The organism is Actinomycetospora lutea, assembly GCF_028737205.1.
GTDB classification, from domain to species: domain Bacteria; phylum Actinomycetota; class Actinomycetes; order Mycobacteriales; family Pseudonocardiaceae; genus Actinomycetospora; species Actinomycetospora lutea.
The window spans coordinates 1-19,234 of the sequence record NZ_JAQZAL010000041.1 but is presented as its reverse complement, the minus strand read 5'-3'; the positions used below and the strand labels follow the sequence as shown (position 1 = coordinate 19,234).

Sequence of the window (19,234 nt, the reverse complement as noted above, 5' to 3'; positions counted from 1 at the left end):
CGCGTGCCTGCCTACATTGGCTCGGACATCCGTGACCGCGACCACACACGAGACCGAGCGGGAGGTGCGGCGTGGCCGAGGCCGACGCGCGCTCGCGGACCCAGCTCCGCCGGGCGGTGCTGTCCAGCTACCTGGGCAGCGTCATCGAGTACTACGACTTCCTGCTCTACGCGACGGCCTCGGCCGTCGTGTTCGCCAAGGTCTTCTTCTCCACGCTCGACCCGCTGGTGGGCACGGTCGCGAGCTTCGGGACGCTCGCCACCGGCTACCTCGCGCGTCCCCTGGGCGGCGTGCTGTTCGGGCACTTCGGCGACCGCGTCGGGCGCAAGAAGATGCTCGTCGTGACGATGACCCTGATGGGCGTGGTCAGTGTGCTCATCGGCGTGCTGCCGACCTACGCGCAGATCGGCGTGTGGGCGCCGGTGCTGCTGATCCTGCTGCGGGTGCTCCAGGGCGTCGCGGTCGGCGGCGAGTGGGGCGGCGCGGTGCTGATGTCCGCCGAGCACGCGACCTCGCGCCGCGGCCTCTGGGCGAGCTTCACCAACGCCGGCGCCCCGAGCGGCATGGTGCTCTCCACCGCGGCGCTGGCCGGGGCCGCCGCGATCGCGGGCGAGGACGGCTTCCTCACCTGGGGCTGGCGCATCCCGTTCCTGCTCAGCGCCGTGCTCCTCGCGGTCGGCCTGTTCGTCCGCGCACGGGTCGAGGAGACGCCGGTCTTCGCCCGGTCCCAGGGCCCCTCCACGCCGCCCCTGCTCGAGGTGCTGCGCCGCCACCCGCGCAACCTCGTGCTCTCGATCGGCATCGGCTTCGGTGCCTTCGTGGCCCAGGGCGTGCTGACGACGTTCGTCATCGCCTACGCCGTGCAGGCCGGCTTCGCCCGCCAGACCGTGCTCAACGCGCTGACCGTCTCCTCGGTGGCCGCCATCGTCGGCATCATCGGGTTCGCCGCGCTCTCCGACCGCGTCGGCCGGCGTCCCGTGGTGCTCGTCGGCGCGCTGGCCATGACCGTCTGGGCGTTCCTGCTCTTCCCGCTGGTCGACTCCGGGTCCACGGCGCTGCTCGTCCTCGCGGTGGTCGTCGGCCAGGGCATCGTCCACGCCGCGATGTATGGGCCGCTCGCCGCGCTCTACACCGAGCTGTTCTCCACCCGCGCCCGCTACACCGGCGCCTCGCTCGGCTACCAGATCGCCGGCATCGGGGCGGGCCTCGGCCCGGTGGTGTTCGCGAGCGTGCTGCAGGGCACGGGCAGCCCGCTGCTGGTGTCGGTCGTGATCGCCGCCTGCTGCCTGCTGACCGTGGGCTGCATCCTGGCGACCGGCGAGACCAGCCGCCGCGGCCTCGACGACGACGCCCACGTCACGGAGACGGGCCGCACGCGCGTCGCCTGAGGCGCAGGTGGGCGATCGCAACCCATCCGTCACCCACGGACTTCACACCTGCTTCACGCTGTGCGTCCGGGCACGAGCGGAAGGGGACGCGGATGGCGGAGCAGGTTGATTCCACGCGCAGTGCCGGGCACGACTACCTGGCGGCGCGGCAGCTCAAGGCCGGCTCGGCGAGCTGGGTGCTCCTGGCCGGGCTGGGCGTCGCGTACGTGATCTCCGGCGACTACGCCGGCTGGCACTTCGGGCTCGCGCAGGGTGGGTGGGGCGGCCTCGCCGTGGCCGCCGTGCTCATGGCCGTCATGTACACGTGCATGGTGCTGGGTCTCGCCGAGATGTCCTCGGCGCTGCCGGCCGCGGGCGGCGGGTACACGTTCGCGCGCGTGGCCATGGGTCCCTGGGGCGGCTTCGCGACGGGCGCGGCGATCCTCCTCGAGTACGCCGTCGCCCCGGCGGCGATCGCCACGTTCATCGGCGGCTACGTGGAGTCGCTGGGCCTGTTCGGGATCACCGACGGGTGGTGGGTGTACCTCGCCTGCTACGTGATCTTCGTCGGCATCCACCTGCTCGGGGTCGGCGAGGCGCTCAAGGCCTGCTTCGTCATCGCCGCGATCGCCGTGGTCGGCCTCGTGCTCTTCGCGGTCGGCGGCATCATGTCGTTCGACGCCGCGAACCTCTTCGACATCGTGCCCACCGACGCGGCCGGTTCGTCCCCGTTCCTGCCGTTCGGGCTGGTCGGGGTGTGGGCGAGCTTCCCGTTCGCGATCTGGTTCTTCCTCGCCGTCGAGGGGGTCCCGCTGGCCGCCGAGGAGGCCCGCGACCCGGTGCGCGCCGTGCCGCGCGGCATCATCGTCGCGATGGCGGTGCTCGTCGTCTCCGCGACGGCCGTCCTGCTGCTCGCCCCCGGCGCCCAGGGCTCGCAGGGGCTCTCCGAGAGCGAGAACCCGCTGGTCAGCGCCCTCGAGGTCGGGCTCGGCGGGCCGTCGTGGCTCTCGACGACCGTCAACTACATCGGCCTGCTCGGGCTCATCGCGAGCTTCTTCTCGATCATCTACGCCTACTCCCGGCAGACGTTCGCGCTCTCCCGCGCGGGCTACCTGCCCCGCGTGCTGTCGAGGACCAACAGCCGCAAGGCCCCGACCCTCGCGCTGATCGTGCCCGCGGTGATCGGCTTCGTGCTCGCGGCGACCGGCAACGGCGACATCCTGATCAACCTCGCCGTCTTCGGCGCGACCCTGTCCTACGTCCTCATGATGGTCGCCCACCAGGTGCTGCGGGCCCGCCACCCCGACCTGCCGCGGCCGTACCGCACGCCCGGCGGGCGGGTCACCACCGGCGTCGCGCTCGTGCTGGCCCTCGCCGCGGTGGTGGCGACGTTCCTCGTCGACGTCGTCGCGGCCCTGTGCGCGCTCGGGGCGTTCGCGGTACTCATGGCGTGGTTCGGGTTCTACTCGCGGCACCACCTGGTCGCGGCGGCGCCCGACGAGGAGTTCGCCGCGCTCGCGCAGGCCGAGGAGGAGCTCGAATGAGCTGGACGACGACGCTGGGCGGGCACTCGTACACCTTCGGCGACCTGCGCGAACTGCTCGCCAGGGCCACGCCGCTGCGTTCCGGCGACGTGCTCGCCGGCGTCGCGGCGGCGTCGGCGGCCGAGCGGGTGGCCGCCCAGACGGTGCTCGCCGACCTCCCGCTCGCGCACTTCCTCGACGAGGCCGTCGTGCCCTACGAGGACGACGACGTCACCCGGCTGATCATGGATTCGCACGACGCCGACGCGTTCGCCCCGGTGCGCTCGCTGACCGTCGGCGGCTTCCGCGACTGGTTGCTCTCGTGGGAGGCGGACACCGCCACGCTGTCCGCGCTCGCCCCGGGCCTGACGCCGGAGATGGTCGCGGCGGCCAGCAAGCTCATGCGCGTCGGCGACCTCGTCGCGGTCGCGCGCAAGACCCGCGTCGTGACGGGTCTGCGCACGACGATCGGGCTCGAGGGTCGGCTCGCGACCCGCCTGCAGCCCAACCACCCGACCGACGACGCCGTCGGCATCACCGCCTCGCTCGTCGACGGGCTGCTGCACGGCGCGGGCGACGCGGTGGTCGGCATCAACCCGGCCACCGACCGGCCCTCGACGGTGCTCGCGCTGCTCGAGCTCGTCGACGACGCGCGCCGGCGCCTCGACGCCCCGATCCAGTCGTGCGTGCTCACCCACGTGACGACGACGCTCGAGCTGCTCGAGCAGGGGGCGCCGGTGGATCTCGTGTTCCAGTCGGTGGCCGGCACGCAGGCCGCCAACCGGGGCTTCGGGGTGACGCTCGACCAGCTGCGCGAGGCGCACTCCGCCGCGTCCGAGCTGCGGCGGGGGACGGTGGGCTCGAACGTCACCTACTTCGAGACCGGCCAGGGCTCGGCGCTGTCGGCGGACGCCCACCACGGCGTCGACGAGCAGACCCTGGAAGCCCGGGCCTACGCGGTGTCCCGGGCGTTCGACCCGCTGCTGGTCAACACGGTCGTCGGCTTCATCGGGCCCGAGTACCTCTACGACGGCAAGCAGATCCTGCGCGCGGGGCTCGAGGACCACCTGTGCGGCAAGCTGCTCGGCGTGCCGATGGGCGTCGACGTCTGCTACACGAACCACGCCGAGGCCGACGCCGACGACACCGACACCCTGCTTCTCACCCTCGGCGCGGCGGGGTGCGCGTTCGTGATCACCGTGCCGGGCGGCGACGACATCATGCTCAACTACCAGTCGCTGTCGTTCCAGGACGTGCTGCAGGTCCGGCAGACGCTGGGCCTGCGCCCCGCGCCCGAGTTCGAGGCGTGGCTGGGCTCGGTCGGGCTGCTCGACGACGCCGGGCGGGTCCCGCAGCTCGTGCCGGAGCCGATCCGGGCGCTGATGGCATGACCACGACCGACCCCTGGGAGACCCTGCGCGCCGCCACCCGCGCGCGGGTGGGTCTGGGTCGGGCGGGTGACGGCCTGTCGACCGCCGAGAACCTCCGCCTGGCCGCGGCCCACGCGCAGGCCCGCGACGCCGTCCACACACCGCTCGACGCCGACGCGGTGCTCGCCGCGTTGGGCGAGCGGGCCGGGCCGGTGGTGCGCTCGCAGGTCGCCGACCGCACCGAGTACCTGCAGCGCCCCGACCTCGGTCGGCGCCTCGCCGACGACCACGGCCTGGAGCCCGGTTCGTACGACCTGGCCGTGGTGGTGGCCGACGGCCTGTCGGCGACCGCGGTGCACGAGCACGCCGCGGGCGTCGTCGAGGCGCTCCTGCCGCGGCTGGACGGATGGTCGGTGGCGCCGGTCGTGGTCGCCGAACAGGCCCGCGTGGCGCTGGGCGACGAGATCGCCGCGGCGCTCGGGGCGTCGATGGTGCTCGTGCTCATCGGCGAGCGGCCCGGGATGTCGGCGCCCGACTCGCTGGGCGCCTACCTGACCTTCGGGCCTCGGCCGGGACGTGTCGACTCCGAGCGCAACTGCGTGTCGAACATCCGCCCGCCCGACGGGCTGACCTACGAGGCCGCGGCCGAGGTGCTCGCGGCCCTGCTGACGGAGTCCTTCCGCCGGCAGCTCTCGGGCGTCGAGCTCAAGGACACCGGCGCGGCCCTGCCGCCCGCCGCCGGCTGAATCCCTGCCTCCTGCTCGGGTACGCCCTCCGGGCGTTCGTCGGCCTGCTATCAGCTGATCTTGAGCAACCATTCGGACGAATGATTTCGTCACTCTTCCGTGTCCGCTTCGTTACCGGTGCGTGGTGGCCGATGGCGACCACGTCACACCAGGGGCGGAAGGGACACCACACGCATGGGTCAGCACAGGACGAAGCTCGGACGGCGGGGGATGGCGGCACTGGCCGCTGCGGGAGCGCTGATCGTGGGCGGCGGCGCCGCCGCCGCGGTCGGGTCGGGCAATGCGGACCCGCTACTGCCGGTGCCCGCCCCCGTCGTCGGGACGACCTACGTCCTGCCGGACCTGGCGCCGTTCGCGCGGACTGCCGAGAGCGGCACGTCCGAGGTGTCGGACGCGTTCGAGCCGCCCGCACCCGTGGGTGGTGGTGAGGCGGCACTACGTCTGCAGACGCCGGGCGAGACGGACAAGGCAGCGATCCGCACGACCGAGGACGCGGGGACGTCGCTCGCCGAATGGACGTCCTCGGCGTACTGGGCCTACCAGGGGGCTGCCGGCAACCCGATCCAATTCCCAAGCATGCAGCTCGAGATCGATTTCGATCCTGCCGATCCCGCTGTCGGCTTCTCGACGCTGACCTATGAGCCGGTCTACAACCCGACCGCATCCTCGGCGCCGGACCAGTGGAACCGCTACCAGGCCGGCGCGGGCAATTGGTGCTCCACGCGCGCGATCCCAGGTGTGATCGAGGAGAGCGAGCGGCGGTGCAACGCGACGAAGCCGCTCGCGGCTTTCGTCACCGCCCAGCCCGACATCGAAGTCACCGCCCTGATCATCAACCAGGGCACCAGCAACCCCGGCCTCGACGCGGGCGTCGACCTCGTCAGCACGCCGAGCACGACCTACGACTTCGAGCTCGTGGAGCCCGAGATCCCGGGCACCGACCCGTGCGAGGAGCCGACGGTGCCGACGGTGCCGACGGTGCCGACGGTGCCGACGGTGCCGAGCGGCGGTCACGAGAACGAGGGCGACGAGCAGGGCGGCCACGAGCAGGGCGGCCACGAGCAGGGCGGCCACGAGCAGAACGGCAACGAGGGCCACGAGCAGCCCGACAACGGTGGTCACGAGCAGCCCGACAACGGTGGCGAGCAGCAGCCCGACAACGGGGGCCACGAGCCGCCGCAGTGCTCGTAGACGCTGAACGGTCGTCGCGGCCGCACCCGTGACGAGCGGACGACGCCCTCGCTGCTCCCCGGGCAGCGAGGGCGTCGTTCGTTGCACGGGCCGGCGGGCACCCGGCGCGCGAGGCGACGGGCGAACGTCACCCTCGCTGCGTCGGGAGCAGCGAGGGTGACGTTCGCTGCACAGCACCCGGCGACCGCGCGGAGATCAGGAGGCGGAAAGACACCTTCGAGGTGCCCCGCGAGGTGCCTTTCGGCCTGCTGATCTTCGTCAGGGTGCCGGTGTTACTCGCCCTTCTTCCGCCCGGGCAGGCGGTCGACGACGCGGCCCAGGCGTTCGGTGGTGCCCTGCAGCGGGGCGAGCGCGTCGGCGAGGACCTTGATCTGCTCGTCGAGGTTGTCGATCCGCCCGGCGAGGGTGCGCAGGTCCGGGCTGACCTTCTGCAGCTCGCCGGCGGCGGTCGTCAGCGAGGTGTCGAGCGTGCTGAGGCGCGCGGGCACCTCGGGGAAGGTCGAGTCCGCGTGACGGGCGAGGGTCTCGACGTGCTCGACCGCGCCGCTGAGCGTGCGCACCTCGTCCACGGCGCCCGCGATCTGCTGCAGCGACGGGGCGGCGCCGGCGAGGGCGTGCAGGTCGCCGGTGGCCTCGGCCAGCGCGGCGATCGTCGGCACCGCCTCGGCCAGCCGGGCGATCGTCGGCACGGCGTCGGCGAGGGCGGCGACGGTGGGCACGGCGTCGGCGAGGCGACCCACCGTGGGCACGCCGTGCGCGATCCGGGCGACGGAGCCGGTCGCGCCGGCGAGGGTGCGCAGGTCGCCGGTCGCGCCGGCGAGCGTGCCCAGGTCGTCGACGGCGCTCGCGATCCGCTGCAGGGTCGGTACGGCGCCCGCGAGCTCCTCGAGGTGCGGGACGGCCGCGCCGAGCTGCTGGAGCGCCGGTGCCGCGTCCGCGAGCTGCTCCAGCACCGGCGCCGCCGCCCCGAGTTGGCGGAGCGCGGGGACGGCGGAGGCGAGGGCGGCGATGTCCTCGCGGGCCTCGCCGATGCGCTGCAGGGCCGGCACGGCCTCGCTGAGCGCGTGGATGTCGGGGGCGGCCCCCGCGATCGCGTGCAGCGCGGGCACGGCGCCGGCCAGGGCGGCGATGTCGCCGCGGGCCTCGCCGATCTGCTGCAGGGCGGGCACGGCCTCGGCCAGGGCGGCGATGTCGCCGCGGGCCTCGCCGATCTGCTGCAGCGCGGGCACCGCCTCGGTGAGCGCGTGGATGTCGGGCGCGGCACCGGCGATGGCCTCGAGGGCTGGCACGGCGCCGGCCAGGGCGTGCAGGTCGTCGACCGCGTCGCCGAGGCGGGCCAGCGAGGGCGCGGCCTCGGCGAGCCGGTCCAGCGCGGGCGCGGCGCCGGCGATCCGCTCGAGGGTGGGCACCGCGCGGGCCAGGGCGTGCAGGTCGTCGACGGCGCCGGCGAGGCGGTCGAGGGCGTCGGTGGCGTAGGACAGCCGCGTGAGGTCGGGCGCCAGCTCGTCGAGGGTGTGCTGCAGGCCGGACGCGACGGGGAGCAGCTGCTCGAGCATCGAGACCAGGCGCGGCACCGCGCGCAGGGCGTCGGCGACGAGCGGGCTGAGGTCGGCGGTGCTGCGGGCGCCCTGCGTGGCGATGTCGGCGATGCCGCGCACGATCGCCGGGCCGTGCAGCGTCAGCTCGACCGCTGTGCGGGTCGAGGCGACGACCAGCGCGCGGGCGGTGTCGAGGACACCGCTCGGCGGGCTCTCGACGGCGCGCGGGAGGGCGGGTCGGCTCATGCGTGCTCACCCCGGGACTCGGTGCTCACGGTGCTGCTGCGGACGGCGCGGACGACGACGGCGGCGAGGAACGTGGTCAGCGGGACCGAGGCGACCAGTCCGATGCTGCCGACCAGGGTCCGCACGACCTCCTGCGCCACGTCCTCGGCCGTCAGCAGGTCGCCGAGACCCCGCCCCGCCAGCGCGAACAGCAGCAGCAGGGGCAGTGCCGCCCCGGCGTAGGCGAGCACGAGGGTGTTCACCGCCGAGGCGACGTGATCACGACCGACGCGCATGGCGGCACCATAGAGGTCGACGAGCCGCGTGGCCGGGTCAGCGCGGTGCAGCTCCCAGACGGCGCTGGTCTGGGTGACGGTGACGTCGTCGAGCACGCCGAGCGCGCCGATGATGACGCCCGCGAGCAGCAGTCCGCGCAGGTCCAGCCCGGGCCCGAGCACCCCGGCGAGCTCGGAGGCCTCCTCGCCCAGCCCGGTCAGCCGCGAGGTGGCCGCGAAGAGCACCGCGAGCACCCCGATCAGCCCGAGGCTCGCCAACGTCCCCAGCGCCGCGGTCGCCGTGCGCGCCGAGACCCCGTGGGTCAGCGGGAGGACGACGCCGACGATGAGCCCGGCCGCGGTCAGCGCGACGGGGACCGGCGGCGACCCCGTGGCCAGCGCGGGCAGGACGAACAGGGCGAGCACGCCGAGCGTCACGCCGAGGGCGACCAGGGCGGCGAGGCCCTGCCAGCGGCCCAGCAGCAGGACCGCCAGCGCGAACGCGGCGCCGAGCACCAGCAGCGGCGACCCGCGCTGGAAGTCGACGATCGTGTAGGTCAGGGGGTCGGCGGGGTCGCCGCCCGCCCAGCCCAGCACCACCGGGTCGCCGACGGCGAAGCGCGGCGAGCCCGGGGTGGTCGGCGCGAGGCTGAGGATCGTGCTGCCGGCGGCCGGGCCCTCGCCGAGCCGCAGCGTCACGGCGACGCAGCCTTCGCCGGGCCCGGGGGAGGGCAGGTTCGGGTCGGTGCAGTCGGACTCGGCGGCGGCGCGGATCACCTCGGCGTCGACGGGGGTCTGCGACCCCAGCCCCGGCGCGCCCTGGCCCGTCGCGGCCCGCGCGCCGACCTGCGCGTACTCGCCCGGCGACGGCGCGAGCACCACGAGCCCGACGAGCACCGCCAGCGCGCACGGCACGAGCAGGGCCGCGAGCAGCATCCGGACCCGCCGCCCCGAGGGGCCGTCGAGATCCCCGCCGCCGTGCCCGTGTCCGTGGCCGTGCCCGTGGCCGCTCGCGGCGGGCGTGGCCGCGCGCCGTCGGCGGGCGCCGGACGAGGCACGGGATGTGTCCGCATCCATCTCAGCGCGCCGATGGGGGCCACGCTGACGTCGGACGTCGGGACGTCCGCCGGCCGGCCGGCCGCGGGGTCGATCGCGGGCTTCCGCCGTCGGCGACGGCGCGCCGATCGGCCCGGTGGGGGCGTCGTCGGTCACGTCCGCGGTCGTCCCGGCGCGCGGGCGGCGCGACGGCGGCCGGGAGGACGTCACCGGGCCATCATCGCCGGGACCCGTCCGCACCGGACGCCGGGGGAGACTCGTCGCGTGCGCGCGGTGCTGATCGAGGAGTTCGGGGTCGAGCCGACCGTGGTGGAGCGCCCCGACCCGGTGCCCGCCCCGGACGGCGTCGTCGTGGCCGTCGAGGCGACCGGGCTCTGCGCGAGCGACCGCTTCGCCTGGCGGGGTCACGATGCCGGGGTCGTGGCGCCCGTCGTACCCGGTCACGAGCTCGTCGGACGCGTCGTGGCGGTCGGCGACGAGGTGCGGCGGGCCCGGGTCGGCGACCGCGTCCTCACCCCGTTCGTCCAGGGCTGCGGGCGCTGCGCGGCCTGCGCCGCCGGGCAGGCGCAGGTCTGCCCCGACCAGGAGCAGCCCGGGTTCACCCACGACGGGTCGTTCGCCGAGCTCGTGGCGCTGCGCCACGCCGACACCAACCTCGTCGCGGTGCCCGACGCCCTCGACGCCGGGGCCGCGGCCCTGCTCGGGTGCCGGGTGGCGACCGCGTACCGCGCCGTCGTCGACCGTGGCGGCGTGCGGTCCGGCGACCGCCTCCTGGTCCTGGGGGCGGGCGGGGTGGGCCTCGCCGCGGTGCTCGTCGCGCGGGCGCTGGGGGCCGAGGCCGTCGTGGTGGACCCGGCGCCGGCGGCGCGGCGGCGGGCCCTCGAGCTGGGCGCCGTGGCGGCGCTCGACCCGGCGCTCGGGCCCGAGGGCGTGCGCGAGGCCGTCGGGGACGGCGGCCCGCGGGTCGCGGTCGAGGCGGCGGGCCGGGCCGACTCGCTGGCGCTCGGGATCCGCGCGCTGCGCACGCAGGGGACGCTGGTGCAGGTCGGGCTGCTGGCGACCGAGCCGGCGGTCCCGGTGCCCGACGTCATCGCCCGCGAGCTCGCGCTGCTCGGCAGCCACGGCATGGCCGCGGCCGACTACCCGCGTCTCACCGCCCTCGTCGCCGACGGGCGGCTGGACGTGGCCCGCCTGGTGACCCGCCGCATCGCGCTCGACGAGGCCCCGGCGGCACTGGCCGCGCCACCGGTGCCCGGCGAGATCGTGGTGATCGAGCCGAGCAGGCGGACCTCCTGACGTCGGACGCGGGGGTGGCCTCCGGGCCGGCACCCCGTCAGGCGCCCGGGGCCGCGAGGCGACCGCCGAGGCGCAGGACGGAGTCGGGCGCCTTCTTCGCCAGGCGCAGGAACGTCTCGCCGGCGCGGGCGCGGGCCAGCGAGCCGTGCCCGAACTTCCGGCGGAGGCCCCCGTGGTCGCCGGGCAGGTGGTGGTGCAGCGGGGTCGCGGTGGCCTCGGGGTCGCCGAGCGTGCGGCCGATGACCAGGCGCTGGATCTCGCTGGTGCCCTCGAAGATCGTGTAGAGCTTGGCGTCGCGGTACCACTTCTCGACCGGGAGGTCGTCGACGTAGCCCCAGCCCCCGCAGGTCTGGACGGCCTGCTCGGCGGCGCGCACGGCGACCTCGGACGCCTTGAGCTTGGACATCGAGCCCTCGCCCATCCGGAACGGCACGCCGTTGGCCGCCATCCACGACGCGCGCCAGCACAGGAGCCGGGCGGCGTCGATGTCGGCGGCGAGGTCCGCCAGCGGGAACGACACCCCCTGGTTGTCGATGATCGGCCCGCCGAACGCCTCGCGGCGCCGCGCGTGGTCGCACGCGTACTCGAAGCTCGCCCGCGCGACGCCGAGCGCCATCGCCGCGACCATCGGCCGGGTCTGCTCGAAGGTGCCCAGCGCCGCGGGCTTCCCCTCGCCGCGCCGGGCCTTCTCCAGCTTGTGCTCGAGCTTGTCCTCGTCGCCGAGGAGGTTCTCGGCGGGGATGCGGCAGCCCCGGAACGACAGCTCCGCGGTGTGCGACGCCCGGTGGCCGTGCTTGCGCAGACGACGGACCTGCTCCATGCCCGGGGTGTCCTTGCCGACGACGAACATCGCCTGGCCCTTCGTCCCCAGCGACGGTCGACGACGGCGTTCACGATCGTCACGTCGGCGATGCCGCCGTTGCCGATCCAGATCTTGTCGCCGTCGAGCACCCACTCGTCGCCGTCCTTGCGGGCGCGGGTCTGCAGGTTGGCGACGTCGCTGCCGCCCTGCGGCTCGGACACCGCGAGCGCCGCGAGCTTGATGTCGCCGGGCTCGCCGAACATCTCGGGCGCCCAGCGCGCGACCTGCTCCGGCGTGCCGGCCTGGTTGAGCGCCGAGAGGGCCAGCGCGGGCAGGACGACGGTCAGCCCGATCCCGGCGCAGCCCCAGAACATCTCCTCGAGGAAGAGCGGGAGCGAGAGCCCGGTCGGGTCGGCGATCAGATCGGCGTAGAAGAGCGCGTTGTAGAAGCCCTCCTGCGCGGCCCGGTCGACGATCTCCCAGGGGCACTCCTCGACCGCGTCGTGGTGCGCGGCGGCCGGCCGGACCACGTCCTGCGCGAACGCGTGCGTGCGCCGCACCAGCTCGTGGTGGGCCGGCGTCAGCTCGAGGGTGAAGGCGCTCATCGATACTCCGTTCTGGTGTGCATGCCTGGTACCGCGTACCGGCGGTACCGAAACCAGTCGGAGTCCTCGGTCCTCAGGGCCGCGGCAGGCCGATCGGGTTCGGGAACGGGATGGCGCCGGCCACGGCGTCCACCAGCGGCGCGAGGAGCTCGGCGAGCCGGTCGGTGCCGGTGCCCCCGAGCGCGCGCCAGGGCCCGGCGGCGGCGCGGTCGGTGTCGCGCTCGACGGCCTCGCGGGCGTCGCGGCCGGCGTCGGTGAGGCCGCCGTGGGTGTCGAGCCAGCCGCGGGCGAGCAGGCCCTCGCCGGCCGACGCCCACACCTCGTCGCCGAGCCGGCGGGACGTCTGCAGCCCGTCGGACTCGCCCGCGGCGGTCTTGAGCCGGTGGGCGGACACCGGGCCGATCCCGTGGGCGACGAGCACCGCGGCGTGGCCGTCGCCCCGGTGCTCGCGCAGGGTCGTCGTGGCCTGCCAGAGCGCCAGGTGGGCCTCCGCGGGCCGCGGGAGCGCCTGGTTGGCGGCCGCGAGGACGCGCCCGGCCGTGTCGGCGGCGTCCGCGGCGGCGCCGGCGAGGGTCGCGGCCTCGGCGACGTGCGGCCCCTCGGGGCCACCGGGGACGTCGGCGAGCAGGCGGCGCAGTGCCCGGTCGACGCCGTCGAGGCGGGCCGCGAGACAGGCCGCGGGATCGGCGAACCCCCAGGCGTCGGGCAGGGCGCGCGTGATCCGGTCGCGGTGGAAGCCGTGGAAGCACGCCCAGACGGCGTCCGGGCCCACCGCGCCGAGCGGGGCGGCGCGCTGGGCCACGTAGCCCATCCAGAAGCCCCGCAGACCCGCGGCGTCGGCGGCGTCGCGGGCCTCGGGCGCGAAGTACGTGACGGCGTGCAGGGGCTCGAACAGGGTCCACAGGCGGCGGGCGTCGTCCACGGCGAGGATGGTGGACCGGGCAGCGGTTGCCCCGACATCGAACACGTGTTCGAATGGACGGGTGCGGTGGGAAGCGCAGAAGGTCGCCGGGGGACCCGAGGAGCTGCCGGGCATGCCCGCGCTCAAGGGGCTGGTCCGCAGCGTCCGCACGCCGGAGTTCGCCGGCATCACGTTCCACGAGGTCCGTGCGCGCTCGGTGCTCAACCGGGTGCCGGGGGCGTCGCCGATGCCGTTCTCCTGGACGGTCAACCCCTACCGGGGGTGCAGCCACGCCTGCACCTACTGCCTGGCGCCGGACACGCCGGTGCTCATGGTCGACGGCACGAGCGTGCGGCTCGCCGACGTGCGGGTGGGCGACCTGGTGGTCGGTACGGCGATGCGCGGCGGCGTCCGCAGCCTCGTCCCGACGCCCGTGCACAACGCCTGGACCACGACGAAGCCGGCCTGGCGGGTGCGCCTGCTGGACGGCACCACGCTGGTGGCGAGCGCCGACCACCGGTTCCTCACCCCGCGGGGCTGGGTGCACGTGCGGCCCGAGGGCTGCGAGGGTGCCGAGCGGCCGCACCTGCGGGTGGGCGACGCGCTGGTCGGTGCCGAGGCGCTGGCCGACGAGGCGTTCCGGCGCCCGGGCGCGCCGCCGGTGGCGCCCGGCCCGCCCGGCGACGTCCCGGGCGGGCGGGCCGTCACGGCGGTCGAGGAGCTCCCGGGCGAGCACCTGCTCGCCGACCTGACGACGGGCACCGGCGACTTCGTGGCCGACGGCGTCATCAGCCACAACTGCTTCGCCCGCAACACCCACACCTACCTCGACCTGGACGCGGGCGACGACTTCGACCGCCAGGTGGTCGTGAAGCTCAACGCGCCCGAGGTGCTCGCCCGCGAGCTCCGCGCGCCGCGCTGGACCCGCGAGCACGTCGCGATGGGCACCAACACCGACCCCTACCAGCGCGCCGAGGGCCGCTACGCGCTCATGCCCGGCATCATCCGCGCGCTGGGCGGGTCGGGGACGCCGTTCTCGATCCTCACCAAGGGCACGCTGCTCGCCCGCGACCTCCCCGAGCTGACGGCCGCCGCGCGCGACGTCCCGGTCGGCGTCGGGGTCTCGCTGGCGCTGCTCGACCCCGCGCTGCACCGCCGCGTCGAGCCCGGCACGCCCACGCCCCGCGCCCGACTCGACCTCGTGCGCCGCATCCGCGACGCCGGGCTGCCGTGCGGGGTGTTCGTGGCCCCGGTGCTGCCCGGGCTCACCGACACCGACGAGGCCCTCGACGCCCTGCTCGGCGAGATCGCCGACGCCGGCGCGAACGGGGCGAGCGTGCTCGCGCTGCACCTGCGGCCCGGCACGCGGGAGTGGTTCCACGCCTGGCTCGCGCGCGAGCACCCCGGGCTGATCGAGCGCTACGCCGCGCTCTACCGCCGCGGCGCCTACGTCGACGCCGCCTACCGGCGCGACCTGGCCGCCCGCGTGGGGCCGATGCTCGAGCGCCACGGGCTCACCGGCGGCGGGCACGCGATGGGCGGCCGGCAGGGGTACGGCGAGCGCCGGGACGGCCTCGAGGGCAAGGGCGGCTGGCCCGACGGGGCGGTCCCGCCGCCCCCCGAGGTCCCCGAGGCCGTGGTCACCGCCCCGCCCGAACAGCTTTCCCTGTTGTGAGGTGGGCGTGGTGAGGCCGGGCCCCTAGCCTGCGCCCATGGACCTGGACGACGCGCGGCAGGTGCTGCGCGAACAGCACCGCGCCGTGCTGGCCACCCGGCGCAGCGACGGCGACCCGCAGCTCTCCCCGGTGGTGGTGGGCATCGACGGCGACGGCGCGGCCGTCGTCAGCACCCGCGAGACCGCGCTCAAGACGAGGAACCTGCGCCGCGAGGCCCGGGCGTGGCTCTGTGTCCTGCCCGACGGTTTCTTCGGGCGCTGGGTGCAGGTGGAGGGTGCTGTGGAGATCGTCGACCTCCCGGAGGCCCTGGCCGGGCTCCGCGACCTGTACCGGCAGGTCTCCGGCGAGCATCCCGACTGGGACGACTTCGACGAGGCCATGCGCCGCGAGCGCCGCGTCCTGCTGCGCGTGCACCTCGACCGGGCGGGCCCGGACCGCAGCGGCTGACGCACCGGGGGAGCGGGGCCGGGGGAGCAGCGCCGGGGGAGTCGCGACGGGTGCGCGGGCATCGGGGATGCGGGCGTCGATAACCTCGTGACGACCTCCGTCGACCTGATCCAGGAGCACCACCCCAGATGATGCGCACGCACTCCGCCGGCACGCTGCGCGCCGAGCACGTCGGCGCCACCGTCACCCTCGCCGGATGGGTGGCCCGCCGGCGCGATCACGGCGGCGTGGTGTTCATCGACCTGCGCGACGCGTCCGGGGTCGTGCAGGTGGTGTTCCGCCTCGGCGACGTGGCCGCGGAGTCGCACCGGCTGCGGTCGGAGTTCTGCGTGCAGATCACCGGCTTTGTCGAGCAGCGTCCCGCGGGCAGCGAGAACGCCGATCTCGCCACCGGTGCGGTGGAGGTCAGCGCCACGGCGCTCACGGTGCTCGCCGAGTCGGCGCCGCTGCCCTTCCAGCTCGACGAGCACGGCTCCGAGTCAGGGGGTGTCGGCGAGGACGCCCGCTTCCGCTACCGGTACCTCGACCTGCGCCGCGAGGGCCCGGCCTCGGCGATCCGGCTGCGCAGCCGGGCCAACAAGATCGCCCGCGACGTGCTGACCGACCGCGACTTCCTCGAGATCGAGACGCCGACCCTGACCCGGTCGACGCCCGAGGGTGCGCGGGACTTCCTCGTGCCGGCCCGGCTCAGGCCCGGCAGCTGGTACGCGCTGCCGCAGTCGCCGCAGCTGTTCAAGCAGCTGCTCATGGTGTCCGGGCTCGAGCGCTACTTCCAGATCGCGCGCTGCTACCGCGACGAGGACTTCCGCGCCGACCGCCAGCCCGAGTTCACCCAGCTCGACATCGAGGCCAGCTTCGTCGACCAGGACGACGTCATCGCGCTCGGCGAGGCGGTCGTCGCCGCGCTGTGGTCCGAGCTCGGCGACTACGAGATCCCCACCCCGATCCCGCGCATCCCCTACCTCGAGGCGATGGCCCGCTACGGCTCGGACAAGCCCGACCTGCGCTTCGACATCGAGCTTACCGAGCTCACCGAGTACTTCGCCGACACGCCCTTCCGCGTGTTCCAGGCGCCCTACGTCGGCGCGGTCGTCATGCCGGGCGGGGCCTCCCAGCCGCGCCGCACCCTCGACGGCTGGCAGGACTGGGCCAAGCAGCGTGGCGCGAAGGGTCTCGCCTACGTCCTCGTCGGCGAGGACGGCACGCTGAGCGGCCCGGTCGCCAAGAACATCAGCGAGGCCGAGCGCGAGGGCCTCGCCAAGGCGGCCGGCGCCTCCCCGGGCGACTGCATCTTCTTCGGCGCGGGGACGCCCGCGGAGGGCCGTGCCCTGCTCGGCGCGACCCGCGGGGAGATCGCCCGGCGCCTCGACCTCATCCCGGAGGGCTCCTGGTCGTTCGTGTGGGTCGTGGACGCGCCGCTGTTCGAGGCGGCCGGCAGCACCGACGACGTGGCCGTGGGCTCGGGCCAGTGGACCGCGGTGCACCACGCCTTCACCTCGCCCAACCCGGACTGGATCGACTCCTTCGAGCAGGACCCCGAGCACGCGCTGGCGCACGCCTACGACCTCGTCTGCAACGGCAACGAGATCGGCGGGGGGTCCATCCGTATCCACCGCAAGGACGTCCAGCAGCGGGTGTTCGCGCTCATGGGTCTGAGCCCGGAGCAGCAGGAGGAGAAGTTCGGCTTCCTGCTCGACGCCTTCGCCTACGGGCCCCCGCCGCACGGCGGCATCGCGTTCGGCTGGGACCGCATCTGCGCCCTGCTGGCCGGTGTCGACTCGATCCGCGAGGTCATCGCCTTCCCGAAGACCGGCGCCGGCTACGACCCGCTGACGGCCGCGCCGGCGCCCATCACGGCGCTCCAGCGCAAGGAGGCGGGGGTCGATGCGCCGGCGAAGCCCGCTGCACCGGTCAAGCCGCCGGAGCGACCGGTGCAGTGAGGTGAACCGCCTGCGGGTGCTCTGCCCGGACGCCGCGCACGGCCTGGTCGACCGTGTCCTCGCGGTCCTGCACGACGAGTCGGGGGCGGTGCACGTCGTGCGGCTGCGCGGCGCGGCGGTGGACCCGCCGGGCGACGTGGTGGAGGCCGACATCGCCCGCGAGGCCGTCGACGAGGTGCTCGACGCCCTCCGCGATCTCGGCTGCGCGGACCGCGGCGGCATGGTGCTCGAGACGCTCGACACCGTCGTCTCGGCGGCCGCGGACCGGGCCGAGGAGGCCACGCCCGGCGAGGGCGTCGACGCCGTGGTGTGGGACGAGCTGCTCGCCCGGACCGGCCAGCAGGCGCGGCTGTCGGTGACGTTCGTCGTCATGCTGACCATCGCGTGCCTGCTGGGCGCGATCGGCGTCGTCACCAACTCGCCGGTCACGGTCGTCGGCGCCATGGTCCTCGGACCGGAGTTCGGTCCGCTGGCCGCGCTCGCGGTCGCGGTGGTGCGCCGGGACGGGCTGCTGGCCCGCACGGCGGGGCTCGCGCTCGCCGCGGGGTTCGCCATCGCGCTCGTCGTCACCGCACTCGCCGCGGCCGTCGCCGACGGGGTCGAGCTCATCCCCGACGACACCCTGATCAACCTCTCCGGGGTGGAGTTCGTCTACCAGGTCGGCGCGTTCTCGCTGGTCATCGCCCTGCTGGCCGGCATCGCCGGCATGGTCGCGCTCATCGCGGGCGAGGGATCAGGGGTGCTGGTCGGCGTGTTCATCTCGGTCACCACCGTGCCCGCGGCCGGCTTCGCCGCGGTCGCCGCCGTCCTCGCCGACTGGCCGCGGGCCGCGAGCTCGCTGCTGCAGCTGGTCGTCAACGTGGTCGGCATCGTGCTCGCCGGAGTGATCGTCCTGCTGCTCGTCCGGACGTCCCGGCGACGGCGCGGGGTGCCCGAATCCCTCCCGGCGCGGAGTGCGGGCGGGTAGAGTTCACCGGCTGATGGCTTCCCTCACGACGGACGACGCGGACACCACGGACGGTCGGGCGGGTGGCGCTGGCGGCTCCGCCGACCGCACGGCGAAGCTGGTCGCGCTGGCAGGGGACCTGCTCACCCGGCGCCACGGCGCCACGGTGCGGCTCGCCGACGCGGTCGATCTCGGCGGCAGCGAGCGCTCGCTCGTGGTGCGGGTGCGGGTCGCCGAGAACCCCTTCTCGCTGCCCCGCACGCTCGTCGTCAAGCACTACCTCGACGAGCCCGGCAGCGCCGTGCGGTTCAGCTACGAGGCGGCGTCGTGCCAGCTGCTGACGGCGATGCCCTCCGAGGAGCGTGCGAGCCCGATGCTCGTGGCGCAGGACCCGACGCAGCGCCTGCTCGTGCTCGAGGACCTCGGGCGCTGCGCGACGCTGGCCGACCGTCTCGAGGAGAGCGACGCGAAGGCCGCGGAGCGCGCGCTGCTCGGCTGGGCCCGCGCGCTCGGGCGGATGCAGGCGTCCACGGCGGGCCGCGAGGACGACTTCGGGGCCCTGCTGCGGCGCTTCGGCGAGCGCACCTGGCGCGACCCGCTGGCCGACGACGCCCGTGCCGCGCTGGCCGAGGTGCCCGACCAGCTGGCCGAGCTCCTGCGCGTCGAGGCCGCGCCCGCGGCGGTCGACGAGGCGCGCGGGGCCGCCCGCCTGCTCGGGGGCTCGGGGCACCGGGCGTTCAGCCCCGCCGAGATCCGGCCGGACAACTGCCTCGTCACCGGCAGCGGCTCGCGGTTCCTCGACTTCGAGTGGGCGTGCTTCCGCGACGTCGCCCTCACCGGGGCGTCGCTGCGCCTGCCGCTGCCCAGCGGGGGGCCCGCGCACGCCCAGCCGTCCGGGATGGCCGAGGCGATGGTGGCCGCGTGGCAGGCCGAGCTGACGCCCGTGTGGGCCGACCTGGCCGACCCCGAGGTCCTGCGCGACCGCCTGCTGCAGGCCGAGGTGCTGTGGGTGTGGCTCGCGACGCGGGCGCTGCTGCCCGGCGTCGTGGGTGCGGAGGAGTCCGAGCGCCGCCCGCACGTCGTGGTCGCCGACCCGGGCCACGACGCCCCGGCGGTGCTCACGGCCCTGTGGCGGCGCCTGGGCGTCGACGCCGAGCGTGCGGGGCGGGTCGCGACCGCGGAGCTCGCGGCGTCGACGGTCGGCGCGCTGGGGCGCCACGGGGGCGACGTCGCGCTCCCGCCGTACCCCGCCTTCGTCTGACGGTCTGCGTCCGTCGGTCGGCGTCTGGCGGTCGGCGTCTGGCGGTCGGCGTCTGGCGGTCGGCGTCTG

General features: G+C 75.2%; 15 protein-coding genes and 1 pseudogene. 11 read left to right on the top strand and 5 right to left on the bottom strand.

From position 1 onward, the window contains the following. Window positions 1–71 precede the first annotated feature (71 nt). The 5 genes from PHK61_RS28995 (at window position 72) to PHK61_RS28975 (ending at window position 6,197) form a co-directional block, all read left to right on the top strand. Entirely contained in the window at window positions 72–1,388 is a 1,317-nt protein-coding gene (locus PHK61_RS28995) for an MFS transporter (RefSeq protein WP_274284507.1), read from the top strand. A 92-nt stretch (window positions 1,389–1,480) separates the two neighbouring features. Next, a complete protein-coding gene (gene eat / locus PHK61_RS28990) occupies window positions 1,481–2,911 on the top strand; it encodes an ethanolamine permease (RefSeq protein WP_274284506.1) in 1,431 nt (476 codons plus the stop codon). Then, window positions 2,908–4,281, top strand: a complete 1,374-nt coding sequence (locus PHK61_RS28985; RefSeq protein WP_274284505.1) for an ethanolamine ammonia-lyase subunit EutB — start codon at window positions 2,908–2,910, stop codon at window positions 4,279–4,281. Before eat ends, PHK61_RS28985 begins: the two co-directional genes overlap by 4 nt. Next, window positions 4,278–5,006 (top strand): ethanolamine ammonia-lyase subunit EutC, encoded by a 729-nt coding sequence (gene eutC, locus PHK61_RS28980; RefSeq protein ID WP_274284504.1) that lies wholly within the window; start codon window positions 4,278–4,280, stop codon window positions 5,004–5,006. The genes PHK61_RS28985 and eutC overlap by 4 nt, the downstream gene beginning before the upstream one ends. A gap of 210 nt (window positions 5,007–5,216) precedes the next feature. Beyond that, window positions 5,217–6,197, top strand: coding sequence for a hypothetical protein (locus PHK61_RS28975; protein ID WP_274284503.1), 981 nt, complete (start codon window positions 5,217–5,219; stop codon window positions 6,195–6,197). A 272-nt stretch (window positions 6,198–6,469) separates the two neighbouring features. Here PHK61_RS28975 and PHK61_RS28970 read toward each other — a convergent pair whose 3' ends face one another. Beyond that, on the bottom strand, window positions 6,470–7,981 hold the full coding sequence (locus PHK61_RS28970) for a hypothetical protein (protein WP_274284502.1): 1,512 nt from the start codon (window positions 7,979–7,981) through the stop codon (window positions 6,470–6,472). Then, window positions 7,978–9,312 carry a YibE/F family protein gene (locus PHK61_RS28965; RefSeq protein ID WP_274284529.1) on the bottom strand — a complete coding sequence of 445 codons (1,335 nt, stop codon included), beginning with the start codon at window positions 9,310–9,312 and terminating at the stop codon, window positions 7,978–7,980. Before PHK61_RS28965 ends, PHK61_RS28970 begins: the two co-directional genes overlap by 4 nt. A 243-nt stretch (window positions 9,313–9,555) precedes the next feature. Here PHK61_RS28965 and PHK61_RS28960 point away from each other — a divergent pair, with 243 nt between their 5' ends. Beyond that, a complete protein-coding gene (locus tag PHK61_RS28960) occupies window positions 9,556–10,587 on the top strand; it encodes an alcohol dehydrogenase catalytic domain-containing protein (protein ID WP_274284501.1) in 1,032 nt (343 codons plus the stop codon). Between the two features lie 37 nt (window positions 10,588–10,624). On the opposite strand, the gene PHK61_RS28955 is transcribed toward PHK61_RS28960, so the two are convergent. The 3 genes and pseudogenes from PHK61_RS28955 to PHK61_RS28945 all read right to left on the bottom strand — a co-directional run bounded on the left by PHK61_RS28955 (window position 10,625) and on the right by PHK61_RS28945 (window position 12,916). Then, complete coding sequence (locus tag PHK61_RS28955) at window positions 10,625–11,437, bottom strand: acyl-CoA dehydrogenase family protein (RefSeq protein WP_274284500.1); 813 nt, start codon at window positions 11,435–11,437, stop codon at window positions 10,625–10,627. A gap of 92 nt (window positions 11,438–11,529) precedes the next feature. Further along, window positions 11,530–11,994, bottom strand: a pseudogene (locus tag PHK61_RS28950) (acyl-CoA dehydrogenase family protein); the annotation flags it as partial. Window positions 11,995–12,067: 73 nt separating this feature from the next. After that, window positions 12,068–12,916, bottom strand: a complete 849-nt coding sequence (locus tag PHK61_RS28945; protein WP_274284499.1) for an SCO6745 family protein — start codon at window positions 12,914–12,916, stop codon at window positions 12,068–12,070. A 61-nt stretch (window positions 12,917–12,977) separates the two neighbouring features. Here PHK61_RS28945 and PHK61_RS28940 point away from each other — a divergent pair, with 61 nt between their 5' ends. The 5 genes from PHK61_RS28940 to PHK61_RS28920 all read left to right on the top strand — a co-directional run bounded on the left by PHK61_RS28940 (window position 12,978) and on the right by PHK61_RS28920 (window position 19,165). Next, window positions 12,978–14,570, top strand: coding sequence for an Rv2578c family radical SAM protein (locus tag PHK61_RS28940; RefSeq protein ID WP_274284498.1), 1,593 nt, complete (start codon window positions 12,978–12,980; stop codon window positions 14,568–14,570). Between the two features lie 37 nt (window positions 14,571–14,607). Continuing rightward, window positions 14,608–15,018, top strand: a complete 411-nt coding sequence (locus PHK61_RS28935; RefSeq protein ID WP_274284497.1) for a TIGR03618 family F420-dependent PPOX class oxidoreductase — start codon at window positions 14,608–14,610, stop codon at window positions 15,016–15,018. A 128-nt stretch (window positions 15,019–15,146) separates the two neighbouring features. Next, window positions 15,147–16,958 (top strand): aspartate--tRNA ligase, encoded by a 1,812-nt coding sequence (aspS, locus tag PHK61_RS28930; RefSeq protein WP_274284496.1) that lies wholly within the window; start codon window positions 15,147–15,149, stop codon window positions 16,956–16,958. A 1-nt stretch (window position 16,959) separates the two neighbouring features. Beyond that, window positions 16,960–17,925 carry a DUF389 domain-containing protein gene (locus PHK61_RS28925; protein WP_274284495.1) on the top strand — a complete coding sequence of 322 codons (966 nt, stop codon included), beginning with the start codon at window positions 16,960–16,962 and terminating at the stop codon, window positions 17,923–17,925. A gap of 13 nt (window positions 17,926–17,938) precedes the next feature. Continuing rightward, complete coding sequence (locus PHK61_RS28920) at window positions 17,939–19,165, top strand: hypothetical protein (protein ID WP_274284494.1); 1,227 nt, start codon at window positions 17,939–17,941, stop codon at window positions 19,163–19,165. Window positions 19,166–19,234: the final 69 nt, after the last annotated feature.

What these genes read in the sequence shown, in the direction of transcription:
- eat (WP_274284506.1), top strand. Translation starts at nt 1,481, where the DNA reads ATGGCGGAGCAGGTTGATTCCACGCGCAGTGCCGGGCACGACTACCTG.
- PHK61_RS28985 (WP_274284505.1), top strand. Translation starts at nt 2,908, where the DNA reads ATGAGCTGGACGACGACGCTGGGCGGGCACTCGTACACCTTCGGCGAC.
- eutC (WP_274284504.1), top strand. Translation starts at nt 4,278, where the DNA reads ATGACCACGACCGACCCCTGGGAGACCCTGCGCGCCGCCACCCGCGCG.
- PHK61_RS28975 (WP_274284503.1), top strand. Translation starts at nt 5,217, where the DNA reads ATGGCGGCACTGGCCGCTGCGGGAGCGCTGATCGTGGGCGGCGGCGCC.
- PHK61_RS28970 (WP_274284502.1), bottom strand. Translation starts at nt 7,981, where the DNA reads ATGAGCCGACCCGCCCTCCCGCGCGCCGTCGAGAGCCCGCCGAGCGGT.
- PHK61_RS28965 (WP_274284529.1), bottom strand. Translation starts at nt 9,312, where the DNA reads ATGGATGCGGACACATCCCGTGCCTCGTCCGGCGCCCGCCGACGGCGC.
- PHK61_RS28955 (WP_274284500.1), bottom strand. Translation starts at nt 11,437, where the DNA reads ATGTTCGTCGTCGGCAAGGACACCCCGGGCATGGAGCAGGTCCGTCGT.
- PHK61_RS28935 (WP_274284497.1), top strand. Translation starts at nt 14,608, where the DNA reads ATGGACCTGGACGACGCGCGGCAGGTGCTGCGCGAACAGCACCGCGCC.
- aspS (WP_274284496.1), top strand. Translation starts at nt 15,147, where the DNA reads ATGATGCGCACGCACTCCGCCGGCACGCTGCGCGCCGAGCACGTCGGC.
- PHK61_RS28920 (WP_274284494.1), top strand. Translation starts at nt 17,939, where the DNA reads ATGGCTTCCCTCACGACGGACGACGCGGACACCACGGACGGTCGGGCG.